The 22,288-nt window shown below is 42.4% G+C and carries 17 protein-coding genes; all 17 read left to right on the top strand.

Annotation, left to right across the window (positions count from 1 at the left end; translation table 11 throughout):
* Window positions 1-114 precede the first annotated feature (114 nt).
* The 17 genes from NSS80_RS16395 to pdxA all read left to right on the top strand — a co-directional run bounded on the left by NSS80_RS16395 (window position 115) and on the right by pdxA (window position 22,287).
* Window positions 115-837 carry a response regulator transcription factor gene (locus tag NSS80_RS16395; RefSeq protein WP_024423448.1) on the top strand — a complete coding sequence of 241 codons (723 nt, stop codon included), beginning with the start codon at window positions 115-117 and terminating at the stop codon, window positions 835-837.
* A 3-nt stretch (window positions 838-840) separates the two neighbouring features.
* The gene (locus NSS80_RS16390; RefSeq protein ID WP_342498350.1) at window positions 841-2,595 is read left to right on the top strand and encodes a HAMP domain-containing sensor histidine kinase; all 1,755 of its coding nucleotides are present in this window, start codon (window positions 841-843) and stop codon (window positions 2,593-2,595) included.
* A 135-nt stretch (window positions 2,596-2,730) separates the two neighbouring features.
* Complete coding sequence (uxaC, locus tag NSS80_RS16385; protein WP_252049808.1) at window positions 2,731-4,170, top strand: glucuronate isomerase; 1,440 nt, start codon at window positions 2,731-2,733, stop codon at window positions 4,168-4,170.
* 57 nt (window positions 4,171-4,227) lie between these two features.
* A complete protein-coding gene (locus NSS80_RS16380) occupies window positions 4,228-5,238 on the top strand; it encodes a LacI family DNA-binding transcriptional regulator (RefSeq protein ID WP_034280892.1) in 1,011 nt (336 codons plus the stop codon).
* A 58-nt stretch (window positions 5,239-5,296) separates the two neighbouring features.
* The gene (locus NSS80_RS16375; RefSeq protein ID WP_342498349.1) at window positions 5,297-6,754 is read left to right on the top strand and encodes a tagaturonate reductase; all 1,458 of its coding nucleotides are present in this window, start codon (window positions 5,297-5,299) and stop codon (window positions 6,752-6,754) included.
* On the top strand, window positions 6,751-8,244 hold the full coding sequence (locus tag NSS80_RS16370) for an altronate dehydratase family protein (protein WP_252049805.1): 1,494 nt from the start codon (window positions 6,751-6,753) through the stop codon (window positions 8,242-8,244). The genes NSS80_RS16375 and NSS80_RS16370 overlap by 4 nt, the downstream gene beginning before the upstream one ends.
* A gap of 20 nt (window positions 8,245-8,264) precedes the next feature.
* Window positions 8,265-9,680 carry a glycoside hydrolase family 28 protein gene (locus NSS80_RS16365; protein ID WP_034280889.1) on the top strand — a complete coding sequence of 472 codons (1,416 nt, stop codon included), beginning with the start codon at window positions 8,265-8,267 and terminating at the stop codon, window positions 9,678-9,680.
* A gap of 148 nt (window positions 9,681-9,828) precedes the next feature.
* Window positions 9,829-10,779 carry an ABC transporter substrate-binding protein gene (locus tag NSS80_RS16360; RefSeq protein ID WP_034280888.1) on the top strand — a complete coding sequence of 317 codons (951 nt, stop codon included), beginning with the start codon at window positions 9,829-9,831 and terminating at the stop codon, window positions 10,777-10,779.
* Window positions 10,745-11,803, top strand: coding sequence for an iron ABC transporter permease (locus tag NSS80_RS16355; RefSeq protein WP_041115703.1), 1,059 nt, complete (start codon window positions 10,745-10,747; stop codon window positions 11,801-11,803). The genes NSS80_RS16360 and NSS80_RS16355 overlap by 35 nt, the downstream gene beginning before the upstream one ends.
* A complete protein-coding gene (locus tag NSS80_RS16350; RefSeq protein WP_041115704.1) occupies window positions 11,800-13,086 on the top strand; it encodes a heme ABC transporter ATP-binding protein in 1,287 nt (428 codons plus the stop codon). The genes NSS80_RS16355 and NSS80_RS16350 overlap by 4 nt, the downstream gene beginning before the upstream one ends.
* Before the next feature lie 180 nt (window positions 13,087-13,266).
* A complete protein-coding gene (dapA, locus tag NSS80_RS16345) occupies window positions 13,267-14,166 on the top strand; it encodes a 4-hydroxy-tetrahydrodipicolinate synthase (RefSeq protein WP_041115706.1) in 900 nt (299 codons plus the stop codon).
* A gap of 7 nt (window positions 14,167-14,173) precedes the next feature.
* Window positions 14,174-15,346, top strand: coding sequence for an iron-containing alcohol dehydrogenase (locus NSS80_RS16340; RefSeq protein ID WP_041115708.1), 1,173 nt, complete (start codon window positions 14,174-14,176; stop codon window positions 15,344-15,346).
* 63 nt (window positions 15,347-15,409) lie between these two features.
* On the top strand, window positions 15,410-16,816 hold the full coding sequence (locus NSS80_RS16335) for a sodium:solute symporter family protein (protein ID WP_034280883.1): 1,407 nt from the start codon (window positions 15,410-15,412) through the stop codon (window positions 16,814-16,816).
* The gene (locus NSS80_RS16330) at window positions 16,813-17,988 is read left to right on the top strand and encodes an exo-alpha-sialidase (protein ID WP_041115710.1); all 1,176 of its coding nucleotides are present in this window, start codon (window positions 16,813-16,815) and stop codon (window positions 17,986-17,988) included. The genes NSS80_RS16335 and NSS80_RS16330 overlap by 4 nt, the downstream gene beginning before the upstream one ends.
* A 147-nt stretch (window positions 17,989-18,135) precedes the next feature.
* On the top strand, window positions 18,136-19,917 hold the full coding sequence (locus NSS80_RS16325) for a sigma-54-dependent transcriptional regulator (protein ID WP_198527487.1): 1,782 nt from the start codon (window positions 18,136-18,138) through the stop codon (window positions 19,915-19,917).
* A 25-nt stretch (window positions 19,918-19,942) separates the two neighbouring features.
* Entirely contained in the window at window positions 19,943-21,286 is a 1,344-nt protein-coding gene (locus NSS80_RS16320; RefSeq protein WP_041115712.1) for a four-carbon acid sugar kinase family protein, read from the top strand.
* The gene (gene pdxA, locus NSS80_RS16315) at window positions 21,262-22,287 is read left to right on the top strand and encodes a 4-hydroxythreonine-4-phosphate dehydrogenase PdxA (protein WP_041115713.1); all 1,026 of its coding nucleotides are present in this window, start codon (window positions 21,262-21,264) and stop codon (window positions 22,285-22,287) included. The genes NSS80_RS16320 and pdxA overlap by 25 nt, the downstream gene beginning before the upstream one ends.
* The last annotated feature ends 1 nt before the right edge of the window (window position 22,288 follow it).

Raw genomic sequence — 22,288 nt, 5'->3', positions numbered from 1 at the left:
CTGCCATTTTCTCCAGTTGATATTTTTTCGCTTTTATGCGGAAAAGAGGTACTTTTTTACTTTAGACAATGGTAATATACGGTTAGAGATCATAGCTAGAAAGGAAAGAGATGCGTGGAAACAGCAAAAATATTGATTGCAGATGACGAAGAAGCAATTGTGAAAATGGTTGAACGCGTATTAAAAAAAGAAGGATTCAAGCATATTTATAAAGCCTACCATGCAGATGAAGCATTAGATATTGTCAAAAACGAGGACATCCACCTCTTACTTCTAGATGTAATGATGCCCGGTAAGTCTGGTTTTGACGTTCTGCCTGAAATCAGAAAGTTAACGAAAGTGCCTATTTTCTATTTAACTGCAAGAACGTCTGATGTCGATAAACTGACGGGCTTTGCACAGGGGGCAGATGATTACATCACAAAGCCATTTAACCCGCTTGAGCTAGTGGCTAGAATTAAGGCTCACCTAAACCGAACATATATCTCCTTACAGGAGGAGCAAGAAGACACTCAAAGCCAATATCATTATGCCCATTTCTCCTATCATCCTCATGCAGCCGAATTGAAAGTAAGAGGAGAGGTGACGGCATGTTCTGCTCAGCTTCTTTCTTTGCTGAAGTACTTTTGTGACCATCCGAATGTGGTTCTCTCAAAAGATCAAATCTATGAGAAAGTATGGGGCGTCCCATCATATGGTGATAACAACACTGTCATGGTTCATATTCGAAAGCTGAGAGAAAAGATTGAATTAGATCCGAGTCAGCCAGAATATATTGTGACGATCCGTGGTATGGGATATAAATTTATACCGCACCCTGCAAAGGTCCTTCAATAATTTATGAATTTACGAGCAAAACTTTTCTTTCACTTTGTCGGACAAATGTTTATTGTGATTGCCATTCTGACGATCGGCAATACGTTCTCTGAGAACTTATATTTAAATAAATACTATGAGAACATGACCGAAACTGGTTTAACAAAAGCTGATGGAGATACACTCATGAGCTGGCTTTATTTTAACGAGGATGGAAAAATGGAAGCCGACGATCAGCTCAAGCAAGCAGTGGAAAAAAGAGACGGCTGGCTGCAAGTGATTGATTCAAAGAAGAATACCGTTTATAGCTATCACCGCCCTAAATCAATTCCAACGTCTTATCAAAAGGATGAAATGATCAAGATCTTTGAAAAAAGAGAATTTAAAGATTACAAGATGTACTTCTGGCCAATTGAGATTGATCAAGAAAGTTTTACTGTGTTATATGGGTTCAAAACAAACAGCACAAAGGTAGCCAATTATCTGAAACAGCACGAGAAAAATTTGGCTGCATTATCTCAATATTCGGTTGAAACGAAAGAATTCTTGAAGAGAATGAATGGATCGGTTCATTTGTTCAATGAAGAAGGAAAATATTTAAAAGGCATTCGGGCCAACACTAGTTTGAAACATAACGTAACAGATGTTGAATTGCTCAAGTATCAATCGAAGCCTTGGGAGTTTAGAAGTGACCTCACTTATATGAAGGTGAATAAAAACCTGTATATCATCGTCTCGGTACCAAATAAAGTATACAGCCCAGACGAGCTTTACGATAAAGAGAGAGACGCTTTAAATCAATATACAACCATCTTAATTGCAGGTCTTGCACTCACTATTATTATTGTCATGACATTGTGGTATTCGTATCGTTATGGGCTGCCAATTTATCACATTATTCGCTGGCTGATTTTCTTATCAAAAAATAAATTGCAGGAACCAACAAATAGAAAGGGAATTCCAGTCAGTAAAAATAAAAAAGGCCGTATTAAGCGGGAATACCGATTATTTGAGGATATCCTAAAAACAATGGATCAGCTCACGCTTACATTAAAAGAGAATGAAGCAAACCGAAGAAAAATTCAAACCACAAGGGAAGAATGGATTGCAGGATTGTCTCATGATTTGAAAACGCCTCTAAGTACGATTTACGGCTATGGACTCATGCTTGAATCCGATCAATATCAATGGTCCAAAGAAGAAGTCATGGAAATGGGACAGGTGATTCGTGAGAAATCAGAATACATGTCGACACTGATTGAGGATTTAAACCTCACGTACCGATTGAAGAATGGTGCCCTGCCTATTAATCGGAAACCGGTTGAACTCAGTGAATTTTTAACTTCCATTATGGACGAGTTTTCAAGAAGCTCTTCATCTGAGGATTATCCATCCTCCTTTGAAGATCAAACAGATGGTGTCATATTTGAGATCGATAAAGCATGGTTCAGACGAGTGATTGAGAACCTGCTGGCGAATGCAGTGAAGCATAACGAAAAAGGCACACATATTACAGCTGTTTTATCTGAAACAAATGAAGAAGTTCGAATCGAAATGAAAGACAATGGCCGCGGAATGGCACAGGAAACGGTGGATCACCTATTTAACCGCTATTACAGAGGAACAAATACAAATGATCCAACGAACGGAACAGGTCTCGGGCTTGCGATAGCAAAAGAGCTCGTCTTGCTGCATGACGGTGATATTCAAGTTGAAAGTGAACTAGGCACTGGAACAACTATTGCGATTATCCTAAAAAAATCATCACCTGTAAAATAGCCAAAAAACGATTTTCTTTTCTAAAGGAGATCGTTTTTTCCTGTTTTAGGATTGAAATCAATTTTGTAAACGATTACAATAAAATTGTTAACGTGAACAAATTATTTTTATCTATAAGAGAAATGGGGGAGTTTGATGAAAGCCTTTTTAGATGAACAGTTTTTACTCAACAGTCAGACGGCGGAAAAGCTATACCATGAGTTTGCAAAGGACCTTCCAATTATAGATTACCATTGTCATTTAAGCCCCAAAGAAATCTATGAAAATAAAACCTTCCATAATATCACCGAAGCATGGCTTTACGGAGATCATTACAAATGGCGTGCCATGAGAGCAAATGGCATACCCGAATCGCACGTCACAGGGGATGCCTCAGACTATGAGAAATTTCTGGCGTGGGCGAAGACCGTTCCCATGACCATTGGAAACCCGCTCTATCACTGGACTCATTTAGAGCTGAGACGATATTTTGGAGTTGAAGAACTTTTAAACGAAAAAACCGCACACATCATCTGGCAAAAAGTAAATGAAAAGCTGCAAGGAGAGGGTTTTGGTGCAAGAGACTTCATTGTGAAATCGAACGTTGAAACAGTCGTGACAACAGATGATCCAGTCGACTCGCTTTGCTATCATCAAAAACTGCGGGAAGAAGGATTCACTGTGCAAGTACTGCCCGGATTTCGGCCTGATAAGGCACTTGATATAACGAATCACCTATTTACAGCGTATGTTCACGAACTGGCAGAGGCTTCATCTACTCCAATCCAATCCTACCAAGACTTTTTGAAAGCACTCCGTACAAGAATTGATTTTTTCCATGAACAGGGCTGCCTGATCTCAGATCATGCCATTAACGAAATGACGTTTGAAGAAACGACGGAAGAAGAAGTGGAAGCCATCTTTTATAAAAAAATGTCGGGGCATTCATTGACGGAAAAAGAGAAGATCAAATTTAAAACACAAACATTCATAAAGCTAGGTCAGGCTTACTATGAGCGGGGCTGGGCGATGCAGCTTCATATCAATGCGCTTAGGAACAACAATACGAAAATGTTTGAGCGGCTTGGGCCAGATACAGGGTATGATGCGATGAATGATGAAGACATTGCCAAGCCGCTTTGCAGAATATTGGACCGTTTAGAACAAGAACAGGCACTGCCAAAAACCATTCTCTATTCCTTGAATCCTCGGGACAATGTTGTGATTTCCACATTGGCTGGAAGCTTTCAAGACGGGGCGACACCTGGGAAGATCCAGCACGGCACAGCTTGGTGGTTTAATGATACGAAACAAGGGATGACAGAGCAGATGATGGCTCTATCCAGTATTGGGCTGATCAGCCGTTTCATTGGGATGCTGACAGATTCACGAAGCTTTTTGTCGTATACAAGGCATGAATATTTTCGAAGACTGCTTTGCGATATCATTGGAGATTGGGTAGAAAAAGGAGAAGCCCCTTATGATCTTGAGCTGTTAGGGGGAATCGTGAAAGGAATCAGCTATGAAAATGCCAGGCAGTATTTCCAATTTGACCGGGCAAATCAGCTCAAGCACCACCCAAACAAAATGACATGAAGAAAATGAAAGCGGTTTTATGATAAGATGGTAAAAAATCATAAAAGGCGGAATAGCATGACAGTCACAATTAAAGACATAGCAAAATTGGCAAACGTCTCTCATACCACGGTATCAAGGGCTTTGAATAACAGTCCTTTTATTAAAGAGAAGACAAAACAAAAGATTCTGTCGATTGCAAAACAGCTGAATTATTCACCGAATGTCCATGCGAGAGGCCTAGTATCACAAAAATCATTTACAATTGGTCTGTTTTTTACGAGTTTAACAGAAGGCACATCTTCAAGCTTCTTTGTGGATGCGTTAAAAGGTGTCAACAGCGTCATGACAGAGTATTATAATCTCTTTGTAAGAGGAATTGACGACTTTCACGATTACACAACCATTCATAAACAACGCTACGATGGCATTTTGCTCATGAGTCAAAGCGAACACGATGAAGCATTTATCCATCATGTGAAGAAACAGGGCATTCCCATCATTGTGCTGAATCGCCGTGTAGAAAGTCATGAGGTCATGAATATATTAGCAGATGATAGTCAAGGAGCTTACCAGGCTGCACACCATTTCATTCAGCAAGGTCATGAACAAATCGCCATCATTGAAGGGAAAGAAGGCTTTAAATCAACTCAAGAAAGAAAAGCTGGTTTCCTGCAAGCGTTAATTGATCACCAAATACCTATGAAGAAAGAATATATGATGAAAGGCGACTATCATATGAAGAGCGGCTATGAATCAATGGAATCGCTGCTGGCCCTTGATGATCCGCCAACAGCGCTCTTTTGCTCAAACGATGACATGGCGATTGGTGCAATGAATGCATTATTTGCAAAAGGCAAAACGTGTCCAGGTGATATTTCTATTATTGGTTTTGATGATATTGCCTTTTCATCCTATACCACACCTGCATTGACAACGGTGAAAAAACCGATTGAAAAAATGTGTGCACTTGGAGCAGAAGCTATCCTTTCAGTGATAAACGGTGAAGAGCAAGAAGAGGATCATATGGAAAAAGTGTATGTCCACACAGAGCTGATGATCAGAGATTCAGTCAAAAAGGTGCAGTAATCAGCACCTTCTTAGAAAAATGTTCACGTGTGCATAATACTTGGAGAGGGGAATCCATTTGAAACGATTATCAAAAGCCATATACCCAGCACCTGAGTATCCGGAAACGATTTTGCAGATTGGTGAAGGAAATTTTATGCGAGGATTTATCAATTGGCACATCCAGAAGCTGAACGACTGCACAGATTTTAAAGGAAGAGCGGTTGTTGTTCCTCCTCGAAAAGGATCGGTAGCAGCCTTAAATGAACAAGATGGCCTGTATACATTATGTATTCAGGGATATCATGATCAGCAAGAAATGAATGAACGTATGATCATTCAATCGATTAGCAGAGGAATTAGTACGTATACGGATTACGAGGAATTTTTACACGTAGCGGAAAACCCGGATCTCCGCTTTGTTTTCTCAAACACGACAGAGGCAGGACTTGTCCTCAGAAAGGAGGATCGTTTGGAGGATCGGCCGCAAGCCAGTTTTCCAGGAAAGCTGACATCGTTCTTGTATCACAGGTTTAAAGCATTTGCTGGAGATGAGCAGAAAGGACTGATCATTCTGCCTTGTGAATTGGTTGAACAAAATGGTGATCGATTGAAGGAATATGTGATCAGTATGGCAGCTGAGTGGGAACTGCCGCCTGCGTTTTTTACATGGATTAAGGAAGCCAACACGTTTTGTAATACGCTTGTGGACCGGATTGTCCCTGGATTCTCTAAGAAAGCGGCTGACATCGTACGAAAGGAAGAAGGGTATATCGACGAATTGCTTGTCACGGCAGAATATTATCATCTTTTTGTCATTGAAGCGCCCGCTTTTGTGAAAAAGGAGCTCCCCTTTCAAGAAGCAGGATTAAATGTACTTTTTGTAGAGGATATTGCGCCTTATCGTATGAGCAAGGTACGAATTTTAAATGGTGCACATACGGCGATGGTGCCGATTGCCTATTCATGCGGTTTAGAAACTGTAAAGGAAGCTGTGGATGATGAGCATGTTGGTCCGTTCATCCGGCGTATGCTGAAGGAGGAAGTATTGCCAGGGCTTGAACTCCCTGAAGATGAGCTTCTTCTTTATACACAATCCGTTTGGGATCGTTTTTGCAATCCATTTGTAAAGCATCAATTGCTGGATATTGCGCTGAATGGGGTATCCAAATTCCGAACCCGTAATCTTCCGTCATTGCTTGATTATGTCGAGCGAAAGAAACAGCTGCCAATGAAACTTGTGTTTTCACTTAGCAGTCTCATTTATTTCTACAGAGCACATGCAGGAAGGGTAAAGGATGATGAAACTGTGCTAACGCTCATGAAGGAAGCATGGGACGAGGAAAACCATTCTAATGAAGGAGTTGCAGCGAAAATTCTTTCATGCGAGTCATTATGGAGCAGAGATTTAACAGATATAAATGGATTGAGTCAAGCTGTAGCTGATCAGCTTACCCTCATACAGACGCATGGGATGAGAGCAGCTGTTCATCGAATGATGCTTCATCAATATGAAAGTCAGGGGGAGAAAGCATGAAAGACTTTATTGTCATCCACCCTTCAGATAATGTCGGTATTGCTTTAAAAGGACTTGAGCAAGGGGAGGAGCTGCAGCATCAAGGACATACGATTATCTTAAAAGAGACCGTCGCCAAAGGTCATAAGTTTGCATTGGCTGAAATCAAGCAAAGAGAGAATATTATCAAATATGGCTATCCCATTGGTCATGCAGTGACTGCCATTTCTGCTGGAGAATGGGTGCATACGCATAATATCAAAACCAATCTAGCTGGCAAGCTGGAATACGAATACCAGCCTTCATTATCAGAAAACCCCTATGAAAAAACGAATCTTACATTTAAAGGGTATAAACGAAAAAATGGCGGAAGCGGAATCCGCAATGAGCTTTGGATTGTTCCTACCGTTGGATGCGTGAATGGCATCGCCGATCAAATGATCCAAATATTCATCGCTGAAATGGGTGGAAACATCCATCCTTTTGAAACAGCCCTTGTATTAAAGCACAATTATGGCTGCTCACAGCTTGGGGACGATCATGAAAATACCAAAACCATTTTACAAAATGCGGTGAAGCACCCTAACGCTGGAGGAGTACTCGTTCTTGGGCTTGGGTGTGAAAACAATGACATTGAGGATTTTCAGTCCACATTAGGTGAATATGACCGTACGAGAGTGAAATTTTTAAGAAGCCAAGAAGTAGGAGATGAGATTGAGACGGGAGTCGCTTTACTCAAGGAAATTTATGATGCGGCGAAAGAAGATCATCGTGAAGACATTCCGTTATCTGAGCTGAAAATTGGCTTGAAGTGCGGAGGATCAGATGGATTCTCTGGTATTACCGCAAATCCGCTTTTAGGCAGACTGTCCGATTTTCTTGTTGCTCAAGGCGGCACGACAGTGTTAACAGAAGTGCCAGAAATGTTTGGTGCTGAAACGATTTTAATGGAGAGAGCGGAATCAGAAAAGACTTTCGACAATATTGTGCAAATGATCAATGACTTTAAACAATACTTCATGGATCATCGACAGCCGGTATATGAAAATCCTTCCCCGGGAAATAAAGCAGGTGGAATTTCGACATTAGAGGATAAATCTCTTGGCTGTACACAAAAAGCAGGTACTTCTGAAATTAAAGATGTATTGAAATATGGAGAGCTGCTGAAACAAAAGGGATTGAACCTATTAAGTGCACCTGGTAATGATTTGGTTGCTTCATCTGCACTTGCTGCTTCTGGCTGTCAAATGGTGCTTTTTACAACAGGCAGGGGGACACCCTTTGGTACGTTTGTGCCAACAATGAAAATCTCGACCAACACAGCCTTATATGAAACAAAAAAGCACTGGATTGACTTTAATGCCGGAGAACTGCTTGAAGATGTACCGGAAGATGTTGTATTAGAAAAATTCATTTCAACTGTCATTGATGTGGCGAGCGGGAAGCTGTTAAATCATGAAAAAAACAATTTTAGAGAGCTGGCTATTTTCAAAACAGGTGTCACACTTTAAGGCGACTGGGGGATGAGAAAGTGTCTAAAAAACGGGATTTGATGTATATCACAGCAGGAACGGTACTAACTGGAGTCGGAATTGCTCGTTTAGCAAAGCAAGTGAAGAAAAATAAGAAAGCAAACGGAATTGATCAAGTGCTAAAGCAGATAAAAGCACCGCAGTTCCAAGATCGTGAATTGAATGTGGTGCATTATGGAGCAGATGCGGAAGGGCAAGAGCTTTCTACAAATGCCATTCAGTCTGCCATTGATGATGCGCATCGGTTGAAAGGGGGACGGGTGCTGATCCCAGCAGGGACATTTTTGACAGGTGCTTTAGAATTGAAAAGCAATGTAGAACTTCATCTGCATGAGAAAGCCTATGTGACATTCAGCCAAGACCCAAAGGATTACTTGCCTCTTGTACTGACAAGATATGAAGGGGTTGAACTTTATAATTATTCACCTCTCATTTATGCACACCATGCAGAAAACATCGCTATAACTGGAGCCGGAACCCTTGATGGTAGAGGGGATGAGCATCATTGGTGGCCTTGGAAGTATGGGACAAATGGCCAGCCCTCTCAGGATCGGGATCGCCAGCTTTTGTTTGAAATGGCGGAAAAGAGAATACCGGTAGAAGAAAGGGTATTTGGAGAAGGTCATTATTTAAGGTCGAGCTTTATTCAGCCATACCAATGTCAGCATGTGCTAATCGAAGGAGTGACAGTGAAGGATTCACCGATGTGGCAAATTCATCCTGTGTTAAGTGATAACGTCATCGTCCGCGGCGTTAAAATCATTGGGCATGGACCAAACACAGATGGTGTCAATCCGGAATCTTGCCGGAATGTGCTCATTGAAGATTGTTATTTTGATAACGGAGATGATTGTATTGCCATCAAATCGGGCAGAAACGAGGATGGACGGAGAATAGGGATTCCATCTGAAAACATTGTCATTCGTAGAAATGAGATGCGGGATGGACACGGCGGTGTGACGATCGGGAGCGAAATCTCTGGCGGAGTAAGGCATGTTTATGCAGAAGATAATGTCATGGACAGTCCGAACCTTGACCGGGCACTGCGTATTAAAACCAACTCTGTCAGAGGCGGCACCATTGAACATATTTATTTTAAAAACAATACAGTCAAAAGTCTAAAGCATGAAGTGGTCTGTATCGACATGATGTATGAGGAAGGAGATGCTGGTCCGCATCGTCCTGTTGTACGTCATATTGAAGTGGAAGGACTCAAAAGCAGCGGCGGACGATATGGTGTGAAAATAGCCGCATACGCACATTCTCCTGTGACTCACTTTAAAATGAAAGATTGTGTCATAGATGATGTGACGTATCCATTATCTTTAGAGCATGCCGTTTCTCCTGCTTTTCAGAAAGTCGTCATCAATGGAGAACAAATCAATTCATTGAAGAGTGAAAAACAGTCTTTTTAGAGGCTGTTTTTTTGTTTTATGAACAGAAAAGACGCTTTTAGAAATCACATATACAACCTATCTGCACTGTAGTATAATATTCCCGAAATTAGAAAAGAATTGACGAAAGAGATTTCGTTAAGCAGTACATAAACCAGGGGGTTCACTCATGAAAAAGTTAACAGCTATTTGGCTATCGTTATTGCTTGTGATGGGTGTTTTAGCAGGATGTGCAGGCGCTGAGACAGATCACAAAGCAAAAGGGTCACAAAATAAAGAAACGGCCACTGCGGCATTTCCCGTATCGATAAAAGATGCAGCTGGCAAAACAGTCGAAATCAAAGAACAGCCTAAACGAATTGTTTCGTTAATTCCAAGTAATACGGAGATTGCTTATGCACTCGGTCTTGGAGATAAAATGGTTGGACGATCAGACTTTGACAATTATCCAAAGGAAGTCGAAAAGGTAGAGAAGATTGGCGGACTTGAATTCAATGTCGAGAAGGTCATTTCCTTAAAGCCAGATCTTGTCTTAGCACATGCATCTCAGATGGGATCAAAAAATGGATTTAAACAGCTTGAAGATGCAGGGATCCAAGTGCTGACTGTAAATGATGCAACATCCTTTAAGGATGTGTACAAATCAATCAATATGATCGGTGAAGCAGCCGGCGTGAAAGAAGCATCAACAAAGCTTGTAGACGAAATGAAAACAAAGCTGAATGACATCAAGAAACAAGCAGAGGGGATTTCGAAAGACAAGCAAAAAACAGTCTTTGTCGAAGTATCAGGTGCACCTGAAATCTATACAACTGGTAAAAATACATTTATGGATGAAATGCTTTCTGTTATCCATGCCAAAAATGCTGCAGGTGATCAAACTGGCTGGGTGCAAATGACGGAAGAATCGATCATCAAGCGAAATCCTGATGTCATCGTTACAATTGATGGATCAGGCTTAGCTGATTTGAAAAAAAGAGACGGCTGGAATGCAATGAAAGCAGTGAAAGAAAAACAAGTCTTTCAATTGAATACGGATCTCGCATCAAGACCGGGACCGCGATTGGTTGAAGGAGTCGAGGCTCTTGCGAAAAACGTCTATCCTGACACGTTCAAATAAATTGATCATCGCATATACACTAAGTGTTTTACTTCTTGTGATGAGCATTGGAATGGGAATCTCCTTTGGAAGCTTAGGGATTCCCATTCCTTCTATTCTTCGTATATTTGTTCATGAACTATTCGGAGTGCAGTTTGGAACCATTGATTCCATTGATCGCAATATTATGATGAACATTCGGCTGCCAAGAGTCATATTAGCGGCATTAGTCGGAGCAGCACTTGCGTTATCTGGTGCAGCTTTTCAAGGTTTATTAAAAAATCCTCTCGCTGACCCTTATACGCTGGGGGTATCTCAAGGGGCATCAGTTGGAGCCGTAGCGACCCTGTTTTTCAGCTTGCAGCTCCCGCTTTTTGGCAGTTTCACACTGCCATTATTCAGTATGACAACAGCGCTTGTGACCCTTTGCCTCGTTCTCTTTTTTGCGCGTCTTGTTCATCGGGGGATGAGCATTTCTTCTTTAATTTTGACAGGAGTGATTTTCAGCTCTTTTTTGGGTGCGCTCATTTCATTGATGATTGCTTTAACAGGTGATGATCTAAAAGAGATCATTCATTGGCTGCTTGGCAGTGTGTCCATGAGGGGCTGGCGTTATATTGTGCTTTTTCTTCCTTTCTTTCTTATTGGGACCTTTGCGTTAATGTTGATGGGGCGGGATTTGAATGTGATGACGTATGGCGAGGAGAAGGCAAAGCTATTAGGTGTACATGTGAAAAGGAGCAAATATATTGTGCTGCTGGCGGGCTCGATCCTGACCGGAAGTGCAGTAGCGGTATCAGGGACGATCGGTTTTGTAGGACTTGTGATTCCGCATTTTATCCGCCTCTTAACTATCACAGATCATCGGCATCTGCTGCCTTTATCTATGCTGAACGGTGCTTCCTTTCTTGTATTAGCAGATGTGTTATCCCGTACCATCATTGAGCCGACTGAATTACCGATTGGCATCATTACTGCGTTAATTGGTGCACCTGTATTTGGCATCATCCTCATTCGTAAATATAGAGGGGGGACGCACGTATGATTCAAGTGAAGGAAATCAGAGGTGGATATGGAGAGAAAGAGGTCATTCGAGGCATTAATCTTGAAGTGAAGCAAGGGGAATTTCTCGGTATACTCGGTCCAAACGGGAGCGGTAAGACGACCCTTCTTAAAATGATGGCAGGGATTTTAGCACCTATGAGCGGAGAGGTGCGTCTCGGCGGTCACCTTATTCAATCCTATCAGCCAAAGGCGCTTGCGCAAAAGGTGGCAGTTCTGCCGCAGAAAACGGACCAAGCTTTTTCATTTACGGTGGAAGAAACCGTCCAATTCGGTCGTTATCCATATCAAAAAGGGTGGCTGCAATCTGTCACGCGAGAAGATGTGCAGGTCGTCAGCAAAGTAATGGAACAAACGGGTGTTGCACAGTTTAAGAATCAATCCATCCATGAGTTAAGCGGAGGAGAACAGCAGCGTGTATATTTAGCACAGGCATTGGCTCAGCAGCCTGAATATTTATTGCTGGATGAACCAACGAGTTTCCTTGATTTAGCCTATCAAAAAGATTTGCTTGATTTAATTAAAGAAGAAACTGATTCCTCTAGGTTAACGGTCATTGGTGTATTCCATGATGTGAACATTGCTAGTTTATATTGTGATCGCCTGCTGCTACTACATGAAGGAAAGACAGACATGTTAGGACTGCCGCATCACGTCTTGACCACTGAACGAATCAACCGTGTGTATGAAACAAATGTGACGCCGCTCCAGCATCCATTTAGGGCTAACCCCCAGCTGATGGTTGAGCCTGCAGCCCCTTCAAAAGCATCAATTGTAAACATAGCGGATGGCTGGAGGACTTATAGCTCAGAAGGAATGACGTTTTCCATTAATCAGCCTCTTCGCATCCTTTCCTCACATAAGAAAAACGGCGGGTTCTTTTGGAAAAGGTCTATTGGAACGGGAAAGAAGACGCTTCATGAGCAGCTAGAGTCATCTGAAGATATGCTGTTTTTCGAGCAAGCTAACGGATTAGCACAATTTGCCGCAGAAGACGCCGAAGACGATATGATCCTTTGCGGCATGCTTCAGCAAGAAGAGTTGGCCATTTGGCTTATCCTGAAACGATCTTTATCAGACGGAGCAGCTGTTCAGCTCATGGGGCAGCTTATGCACATCATGAAGCAAGAAACAAGCATTCCAATCCATCATCTTTGTATTGCTACACCCAATACGCATGAAACGGAAGATGCTGACCTTTTACACGAAAGATTAGGACAAAAGGTGCATGGGCTTCTTCAAAAGTTGAATGCCATTCAAAAGTGAACCAAAATGGTTCGCTTTTTTTGTTGAAAACATCAACAGCTACATAAGAAATGAACTTAATATAACGAAAAATCAAAAAAGTGTTGCTAATTAAATCACAATTCTTTTATAATAAAAAATATGAAAGCGCTTAAAATATGACATGTTTAAAAATGCAACACATAAGAAAGGGAGGATTATTTGGACATTCAAGGGATTATACCAGCTATTTTGACACCGCTTACTGAGGAAGAACATTTTCATCCCGAAGTGGCAACGCAATTAGTGAATCGTTTGATCGAGTCAGGTGTACACGGCATCTTTGCTTTAGGCACAAATGGAGAGTTTCATTTGTTTTCAGAGGAAGAAAAGCTTCAAATTGCTGAAACTGTCGTGAATGCTGTTGACAGACGAGTGCCGGTATTCATTGGAGCAGGTGAAAATAGTACGGAGGCAACCATCAGGCTGTCAAATAAACTGGCAGATCTAGGGGTAGATGTTCTGTCTATCATTACGCCTTATTTTGTTGCACCAACCCAAGAAGAGCTGTATGAGCACTTTCGCGACATATCTGAGAATGTGAATATTCCGATTCTGCTTTATAACATTCCATCTAGAACAGGCGTGTCGCTAGCACCAGAGACGGTTGCGCGGCTCAGTGCACTTCCGAATGTGCTAGGTATTAAAGATAGCAGTGGAAACATTGAAAATATCAAGGCATATTTGGATGTCACAAAAGATGAAGATTTTGTTGTCCTTGCAGGTACAGACTCACTCATTTTGGAGACATTGAAACTCGGCGGAGCAGGGGCGGTCGCAGCAACTGCAAATGTACTGCCTGAAACTGTCGTTGGACTCTATGAATCTTTTCAAAAAGGGAAGCTTGACGAAAGTGAGCACTTCCAGAAGCAGCTGCAGCCATTAAGAGCAACATTCGGTTTAGGGACATTACCAGCACCATTGAAAAAGGCAGCAGAGCTTTATGGAATTCCGGTTGGCCCGCCCAGAAGCCCTGTAAAAGAGCTGTCAGGTGAGGCATTGGAAGCTGTGGCACAAATGGTTGAAGACTATCGCAAACAAGGAAAAGCGGCAAAGGAGTAGTGAAGAGATGACGATCACGCATTATCACTTTCAGACGGCATCACACATTGTATCTGGCGCAGGTTCTTTAGACCTTCTTGGGGAGAAATTAGATAGTTTAGGGCTTAGCGGACTCACATCCATTTTTATATTAACGCAGCCATCTATCGTATCACTTGGTTATGCAGATCACATCAAAAGAGAACTTGCGAAAAAGGGGATAGCAAGTGAGATAAGTACAGAAATCAAACCTGAACCAACAGAAGAAAATATCGAGGGCGTATTCCACACCTTTTTAAGAGGAGCGCATGACGCCATTATTGGAATTGGTGGCGGGAGTGTCCTTGATGCTGCAAAAATTTTAGCTGTTCTTAAGACCAACGATCAGCCGATTTCTGCTCTCGTTGGCACAAATCTTGTGGAAAAAAGGGGAGTGCCAACGATTCTCATTCCTACAACATCTGGTACGGGATCTGAGGTGACACCAAATGCAATTGTGACTTTTCCAAAAAAGGAATTGAAAATTGGAATGGTTAGTCCGCATCTTTTGCCAGACCTTGTCATCTTAGATCCAGCACTTACTCTCAACTTGCCGAAATCTATTACCGCAGCTACAGGTATGGATGCTTTTACGCATGCGCTTGAATCTTATATTTCAAATAAAGCCAATCCATTCAGTGATATGTTTGCACTGGAATCGATGCGGCTGATTTCAGGAAGTATTCAGGAGGCATATCATCACGGGGAGAACTTGAAGGCAAGAGAAAATATGCTTGTTGGTGCAATGTATGGAGGAATGGCGCTTACAAGTGCCGGAACTGCTGCTGTTCACGCTATGGCTTATCCATTAGGGGGGAAATACAAGATTTCTCATGGTGTTGCTAATTCCATGCTGCTTCCGCATGTCACTGCTTTTAATGCAGATCATATTATTGGTCGGCTTGAACATGTGGCAAGAGCAATAGGACTAGCGGGAGCTCACACAAAGCAGGAGCTTGCAGAGCGTGTGATTCATCAAATTGAAGAATGGACAGCGGATTTACACATTCCACAGCAGCTCAAAGCTTTTGGCGTGTCCAAGGAGGATGTACCGGCACTTGCTCAAGCAGCTTCAGAGGTGAAGAGATTAATGGACAACAATCCAAAGTCAATGTCTGTTTCTGATATTGAACAGGTATACATGAAACTGCTCGACGCTTAACGCTTCATTGGGATGGGAATGAGAAGTTGCTTCACACGGCTTGCACACAAAGGGGGATTTTAAATGAATGTCTTAAGCAGTTCGGTCATCACATTTATTTTGATCGTCATTATTCTCTATATACTATTTACGACTTGGCTGACGATGCGTTTCCGCAGTAAATCCAATTCAGAATTTAACAATGCTGCTAAGTCACTTCCAGCCATTGTAGTCGGTATTTTGCTCATGAGTGAATTCATTGGAACGAAATCCACTGTTGGAACTGCAGAATCTGCCTTTACGCATGGGCTTTCTGCTTCATGGTCTATTGTGACTGTTGCTATCGCCTTTTTTATCTTTTCCTTTTTCTTAGTAGGCAAGTTTTATCGAACAGGACAGTACACCATTTCAGGTATTATCGATCAGAAGTTTGGAAAATCAACGAAGCTAGTTGTTTCTGTTATTATGATTGCTGCATTACTGCTTGTGAATCTAGGAAACTATTTAAGTGGGTCAGCTGCTATTGCATCCATTTTGGGGCTTCCTTTAATGACTTGTGCGATCATTACGGCCGTTGTGAGTACATTTTATTTTACATTTGGAGGAATGAAAGGGGTTGCATGGGTCACGATCCTTCATTCGATCGTGAAGTATGCGGGGATTTTAATTACACTAGGGGTAGCTCTTTACTTAACAAAAGGCTTTGAACCAATGAAACAAACGATGCCTGATCATTTCTTTACATGGGACGGGACAATTGGATGGGGGACGATAGGAGCTTGGTTTATAGGAAACATGGGTGCCATCTTTGCTACGCAGTTTATCATTCAAGCAATCACTTCGTCGAAAAGTGAGCGTGAGGCAAAGAAATCAACACTTTATGCGGCTCTGCTTTGTTTGCCGCTCGCCATTGCAATCGGTGTGATCGGCGTAGCTGCACATTATTTGTATCCAGACATTGATCCTATTTATGCCTTCCCTGTCTTTTTACAGCATATGAATCCAATTTTGAGTGCCATTGTGGCAACATCGCTTGTGGCATCCATCTTTGTCGGTGTGTCGACGGTTGCGCTTGCGACAACAACCTTAATTATGGATGATTTTTATGTACCGAAAATGAAACCAACACCGGAGCAGAGAATGAAAGTCACGAGGTATGTGGCTGTACTCGTTGGAATTGTGCCTCTTGTAGGAGTAGCACTTGCGCCGGAGCTGCTGTCCCTTTCCTTTTTTACAAGGGCGCTTCGAACATCGATCGCTGTTGTAGCAGCAATGGGCTTTTACTTGCCGTACTTTAATTCAAATAGAGGGGCGACCATTGGCCTTGCTGCTTCAGGTGTTACCACGACGGTTTGGTATTTACTCGATAATCCATTCGGAATCGATAATATGTATATTGCCATTATCATTCCTTTCCTTGTGCTGGTAATCGACCGACTTTTCAGTCCGCCTGCTAAAAAGGATCAACCATTGAAAGGAGAATTGTCATGAAAAATGAAGAGACTGTGATAAAAATAGATGGAATTTTGCGACAAAATGAACAAGATACAGAGAGAAAAGAAGCCTTTCTGCCAACAGACTGTGTGCAGAATCATGCGGCCAATCTACTTGAGCTGGATAATGGAGATGTATTATGTGTTTGGTTTGGCGGAACGCAGGAGGGAATACCTGATATCTCAATCTATATGTCGAGACTCAAACGGGGAAGTAACAAGTGGACAGAGGCAGTGAAGTTATCTAACGATCCTGCACGCTCTGAACAAAATCCAGTTCTGTTTCAAGAGGAAAATGGCAGGCTATGGCTGCTGTATACCGCACAGCTATCTGGGAATCAAGATACGGCCATCGTGAGATACCGGCTATCAGAGGATAGAGGTGAGACATGGGGTGAGATTGATACTTTGTTTGAACAGCCGGGTACGTTTATACGTCAGCCGATTGTTGTACTGGATAATCAAGATTGGCTGCTGCCGGTCTTCTATTGTAAGACCATTCCAGGCGTCAAATGGACGGGGAACCGGGATGTCAGTGCTGTGAAGATTTCATCCGACCAAGGAAAGACATGGGGTGAGGTCATTGTACCAAACAGCACGGGCTGTGTTCATATGAATATTGGAAAGTGTGCAGACGGCTCCCTCATAGCCCTCTTTAGAAGCCGGTTTGCTGATTCGATTTATATCAGCCGTTCCGTCGATCATGGGCGGACATGGTCTGAGCCAAAGGCGACAGAGCTGCCCAATAATAATTCATCCATTCAATTTACCGTGCTCGAAAATGGGCATCTTGCCCTCGTCTATAATCATATCAATGCGGATGAGCAAACAGAACGAAGAGCTTCTTTATATGATGAAATTGAGGATGAAGGCGATACGCGCACAGCGGTTGATACAGAAGCACGTCCAGCCTTTTGGGGAACACCGCGTGCACCGATGACTTTGGCGCTCTCTGAGGATAATGGTGATACATGGCCTATCAGACGTAACCTTGAAGTGGGTGATGGATATGCGATGACAAACAATTCAAAGGATAAACTAAATCGAGAGTATTCTTATCCATCCATCACGGAAGGAAAAGACGGGAAGCTGCATATTGCGTTTACGTATTATCGGCAGGCGATCAAATATGTATGTGTGACAGAAGAATGGGTCAATCGCACTTCTTAACTGCAAGAGGGCCCTGCTTCTGGTGAATTGTAACCCTCATTTGCTTCATTTATAATTGATGTTTGGAGGGTTGTCCCCATTTTCTATCGGCTGGACTCCCTCAAGCTATGTCTCGTGATGAAGAGATAAAAAATGGGGGTCCTTTTCATGAATATCAAAGTGTTAGGTGTTGCGCCGTATAAAGGGTTGGGCGATGTGTTAATCGACCTTGCCAAAGAAGAAGAAAATATGACATTCCAGCTTGTAGTCGGAGATCTCCGGTCTGGTGTTGCTCTTGCAGAACAAGCAGAAGCTCAAGGAATGGATATCATTATGAGCCGGGGCGGAACAGCTGCGCTCATTCAAAAACATGTGAACATCCCAGTAGTTGATATCCCTGTGTCAGGGTATGACTTGCTTCGTGCCTTAACACTGATAAAAGATTATCAAGGTAAAAAAGCGGTCGTGGGTTTTGAAAATATTACACAAGGTGTACGCACCATTGGGGAATTATACGGGATTAAAATTGATATTTACACAGTGCAGCAAGAGGAAGAGGTATGGGATCTCTTAAAACAATTACAAGAACAAGGGACTCAGGTCGTGCTTGGAGATGTCATTACTGATAAAGCGGCTAAAGAGCTGGGAATGCAGAGTATGCTCATTACATCAGGTCGTGAATCGGTCAAAGAAGCATTTCATCAAGCAAAACAAATGTATCGTTTATATAAAGAGGCGACAGCTGAACAGCGTCTCTTTCGTGAAATGATTGATCAAGAGCCGAAAGGGATGCTCATCATTGATCCGCACAACCAGCTACATTTTATGAATCAACAAATGAAACAATGGACAGAAAAAGGATTATTTGCACCGTCTACTTCTCATGCCGATGTGATTACATGGTGTCCAGCACTTGAACCGGCACTAAAGGCGATTCGAGAAGGGAAACAAAATGGTTATTCTCAAATATCTCATCAGCAGCAAGTGTGGCATGTCAAAGGAAGCATGCTATCGAAAGGCGAGTTGCTTGTCACGATTGAAAGGCCTTCGGCTGTGATGAATCAAGAAGGTCATCGTATTTGGACGCTTGCGTCGCCTATTCATTCAGAACATCCATTTGCTCTTTTTACAGAACAAAGCCCAAAAATGAAAGATGTGATCAATAGGGCAAAAGCGTTTAGTCAAACGGAGCGCTCGATTTGCCTGTATGGTGAACAAGGAACGGGTAAATCATGCCTTGCATTTGCTATCCATCAAATGAGCGAGAGGAAAAATGAGAGCTTTACGACAGTACATTGCAGACGTTTGACAGAACCGGAAGACATAAAATCAATCCCTCTGCATCAAAAAGGGACGATGTTTCTAAAGGATATTGAGAGCGTTCCAATGGATATACAGCAGCTCATTGCCGAGCAGCTGCATTATCATCAGAATATTCGCTGGATGGCTGCGTCTCAAGTGGATTTGTTCAAATTGATGCAATCTGGAGCGTTTAGTGAGGAATTATATACAGGCTTACAGGAGCTCACAATTCATGTCCCTGCGTTGTCTGAACGGCCGGAAGATATTGAGGACATGAGCAGGTTATTTATTGCGGAACTGAATTCTCTTTACGGGACGCAGGTGGTAGGGCTGTCAGCAGATGTGATTGAAGCCTTTCAACACCAGAAATTCAGAGAAAATGTCAGGCAGTTCAAGCGGATCATTGAGGAACTGGTACTGACAACAAAAAGTGGATATATCACGTTGAATAGGGCAAAGGCAGCAATTGATCAGCTTGCCTTTGAAAATGAAGAAAAACAGCTGTCCAGCTATTTGAATGGAACGCTTGATGAGATTGAAAGACGGATTATCAAAACGGTGCTGGAAGAAGAAAATATGAATCAATCAAAGGCGGCAAAGCGGTTGAATATCAACCGTACGACGCTATGGAGAAAGCTAAAGGAATAATATGTAATGAGGCCGAGGTGTCTAAATGACAAACGATCTATTAAAAAAAGGAGCGAAATTAGAGCAAAAGGTAATCATTGTGGCGGATGATTTGACAGGTGCCAACGATACAGGTGTTCAATTTGTCAAAGCGGGCTTAACAGCCTCTGTCCTGTTTCAGCCGTCATTTGAAGGCATTGACAGGTATAAAGAGGATGTGCTGATAGTGGATACCGATTCACGAAGTATGTCTTCAGAGAACGCCTACCATGAGGTCAGCCAAATGGTGCAGCCATTTCTCCAAGATGAATCGCACCTTTTCTTAAAAAAAATAGATTCAACATTGAGAGGCAATATAGGAATTGAACTGCAAGCACTAATGGATATTGGCCCATTTGATGCGGCGGTTATCGCGCCTGCCTACCCAGATGCACAAAGAGCAACCAATAATGGCATACATTATGTGGAAGGAGTGCCTGTTCATCTGTCAGAGGCAGCAAAGGATCCGAAAACACCAGTTTTGACATCCAGCATATCAGATTTAATTGAGGAGCAGACGAACGTCAGACCAAAAAACCTTTCTCAACAAACAATCGGCGAAGAGCTCAAAGGAATGAATGATGAGGTATCATCCTTATTGAAGCATGGTCATCAATGGTTTGTGTGTGATGCAGAAACAAGTGATGATTTAGGGCGGATTGTGGAAGTGTTTATGAAGATGGATAAAAGAGTACTATGGGTCGGTTCAGCGGGACTAGCTGGTGCTTTATCGGCATATGTCGCCAAAAATAGAAATACTTCTCGTCCTAAAAAACAGAGGTCTGTCCTCATCGTATCTGGAAGCGCCTCTCAAAAAACAAATGAACAGTTTGCTTATTTAAGAGAAACTCACGATTGTTTTGAGATAAAAGTGAACCCGCTGAATGTATTAAACGGCCGTGAAGCATGGGAACGAAAATCAGTTCTTGATCAACTGGGTAAGCGTCAGAACGAAGATATTCTCCTTTACACAGATGCACGGCCAGAGATGGTTGAAAAGATGCTGGTTTACGGAGAAAAGAAAGGGCTGTCAAGACAAGAGGTTGGAAGTGCTTTGTCCGTCTTTCTTGGAATGATCACAAAAGACATTGTCACATTATCAGGAATGAGACGACTTTTCCTAACTGGCGGAGATACAGCGAGGGCGATTTGTCAGGAGCTTGGAGCAGGAGGTATTCGGCTGCTGAAAGAAATTGAACCTGGCATCCCGCTTGGTCAGCTCGTTGATACCAATTTATATGCGGTTACGAAAGCAGGAGCTTACGGTCAAAAAAATTCAGTACTCCATGCGGTAGAAGTGCTGAAAAAGATAGAGGGGGAAGTCGAATGTCAAAACCAATCATTGCTGTAACGATGGGAGATGCGGCTGGCGTTGGTCCTGAAATTATTTTAAAAGCTTTTCAGCAAACGCATTTACATGAAGAAGCCGTTCTATTTGTGATCGGAGACACCAGTATATTAAATAGGGCGAAAGATTTTGTGAATACAGATGTGGAGATTGTAAGTATCATAGAACCAGAGGAAGCGGAGCAAGTTAAAGCCGGAGCTGTTCCCTGCTTAGACCTCAAGCTCTTAACGAACGAGATTCCGATTGGGGACATATCAAAAGAAGCAGGAAATGCTGCTTTCCGATATCTTGAAAAAGCCATTAGTCTTGCAAATGACCGTAGAATTGACGGCATTTGCACAGCGCCGCTAAACAAAGAAGCACTTCATAAGGCAGGTCATATGTATCCAGGACATACAGAAATTTTAGCTGACCTGACAGGTACAGAAGATTATGCGATGATGCTGGCGGCCCCTAACTTAAAGGTAGTTCATGTCACCACACATATTGGATTAATGGATGCCATTTTAAAGATTAATCCTGAGCGTGTATACACGACGATTAAGCTGGCACATGATACACTCGTCCGTTCTGGAATCTCTGCTCCTAAAATCGCTGTATGCGGGATTAACCCGCACGCTGGGGAGAATGGGTTGTTTGGGAACGGAGAAGAAGAGGAGAAGATCATCCCAGCGGTTGAACTAGCACAGGAAGAAGGGATTCAAGTATTTGGGCCGCTGCCTGCTGATACCTTGTTCTTTAGGGCAGCAAGAGGTGACTTTGATATCGTTGTGGCGATGTATCATGATCAAGGGCACGGACCGATTAAGGTGCTTGGCTTAGAATCGGGTGTAAACATTACAGTTGGGCTGCCGATTATTCGTACAAGTGTCGATCATGGGACGGCATTTGATATCGCAGGAACAGGAAAAGCCGATTCTGCGAGCATGGAAGAAGCTATTAGACAGGCCATCATGCTTTCTGGTACGAGAGAAAATCAATATGAGAAGAAAAAGAGCCTTTAAG

This window comes from Bacillus sp. FSL M8-0350, assembly GCF_038593345.1.
In the GTDB taxonomy this organism is placed as follows: domain Bacteria; phylum Bacillota; class Bacilli; order Bacillales; family Bacillaceae; genus Bacillus; species Bacillus safensis.
Note: the sequence above shows the minus strand (reverse complement) of the source record. Positions and strands in the feature narration are given on the sequence as shown.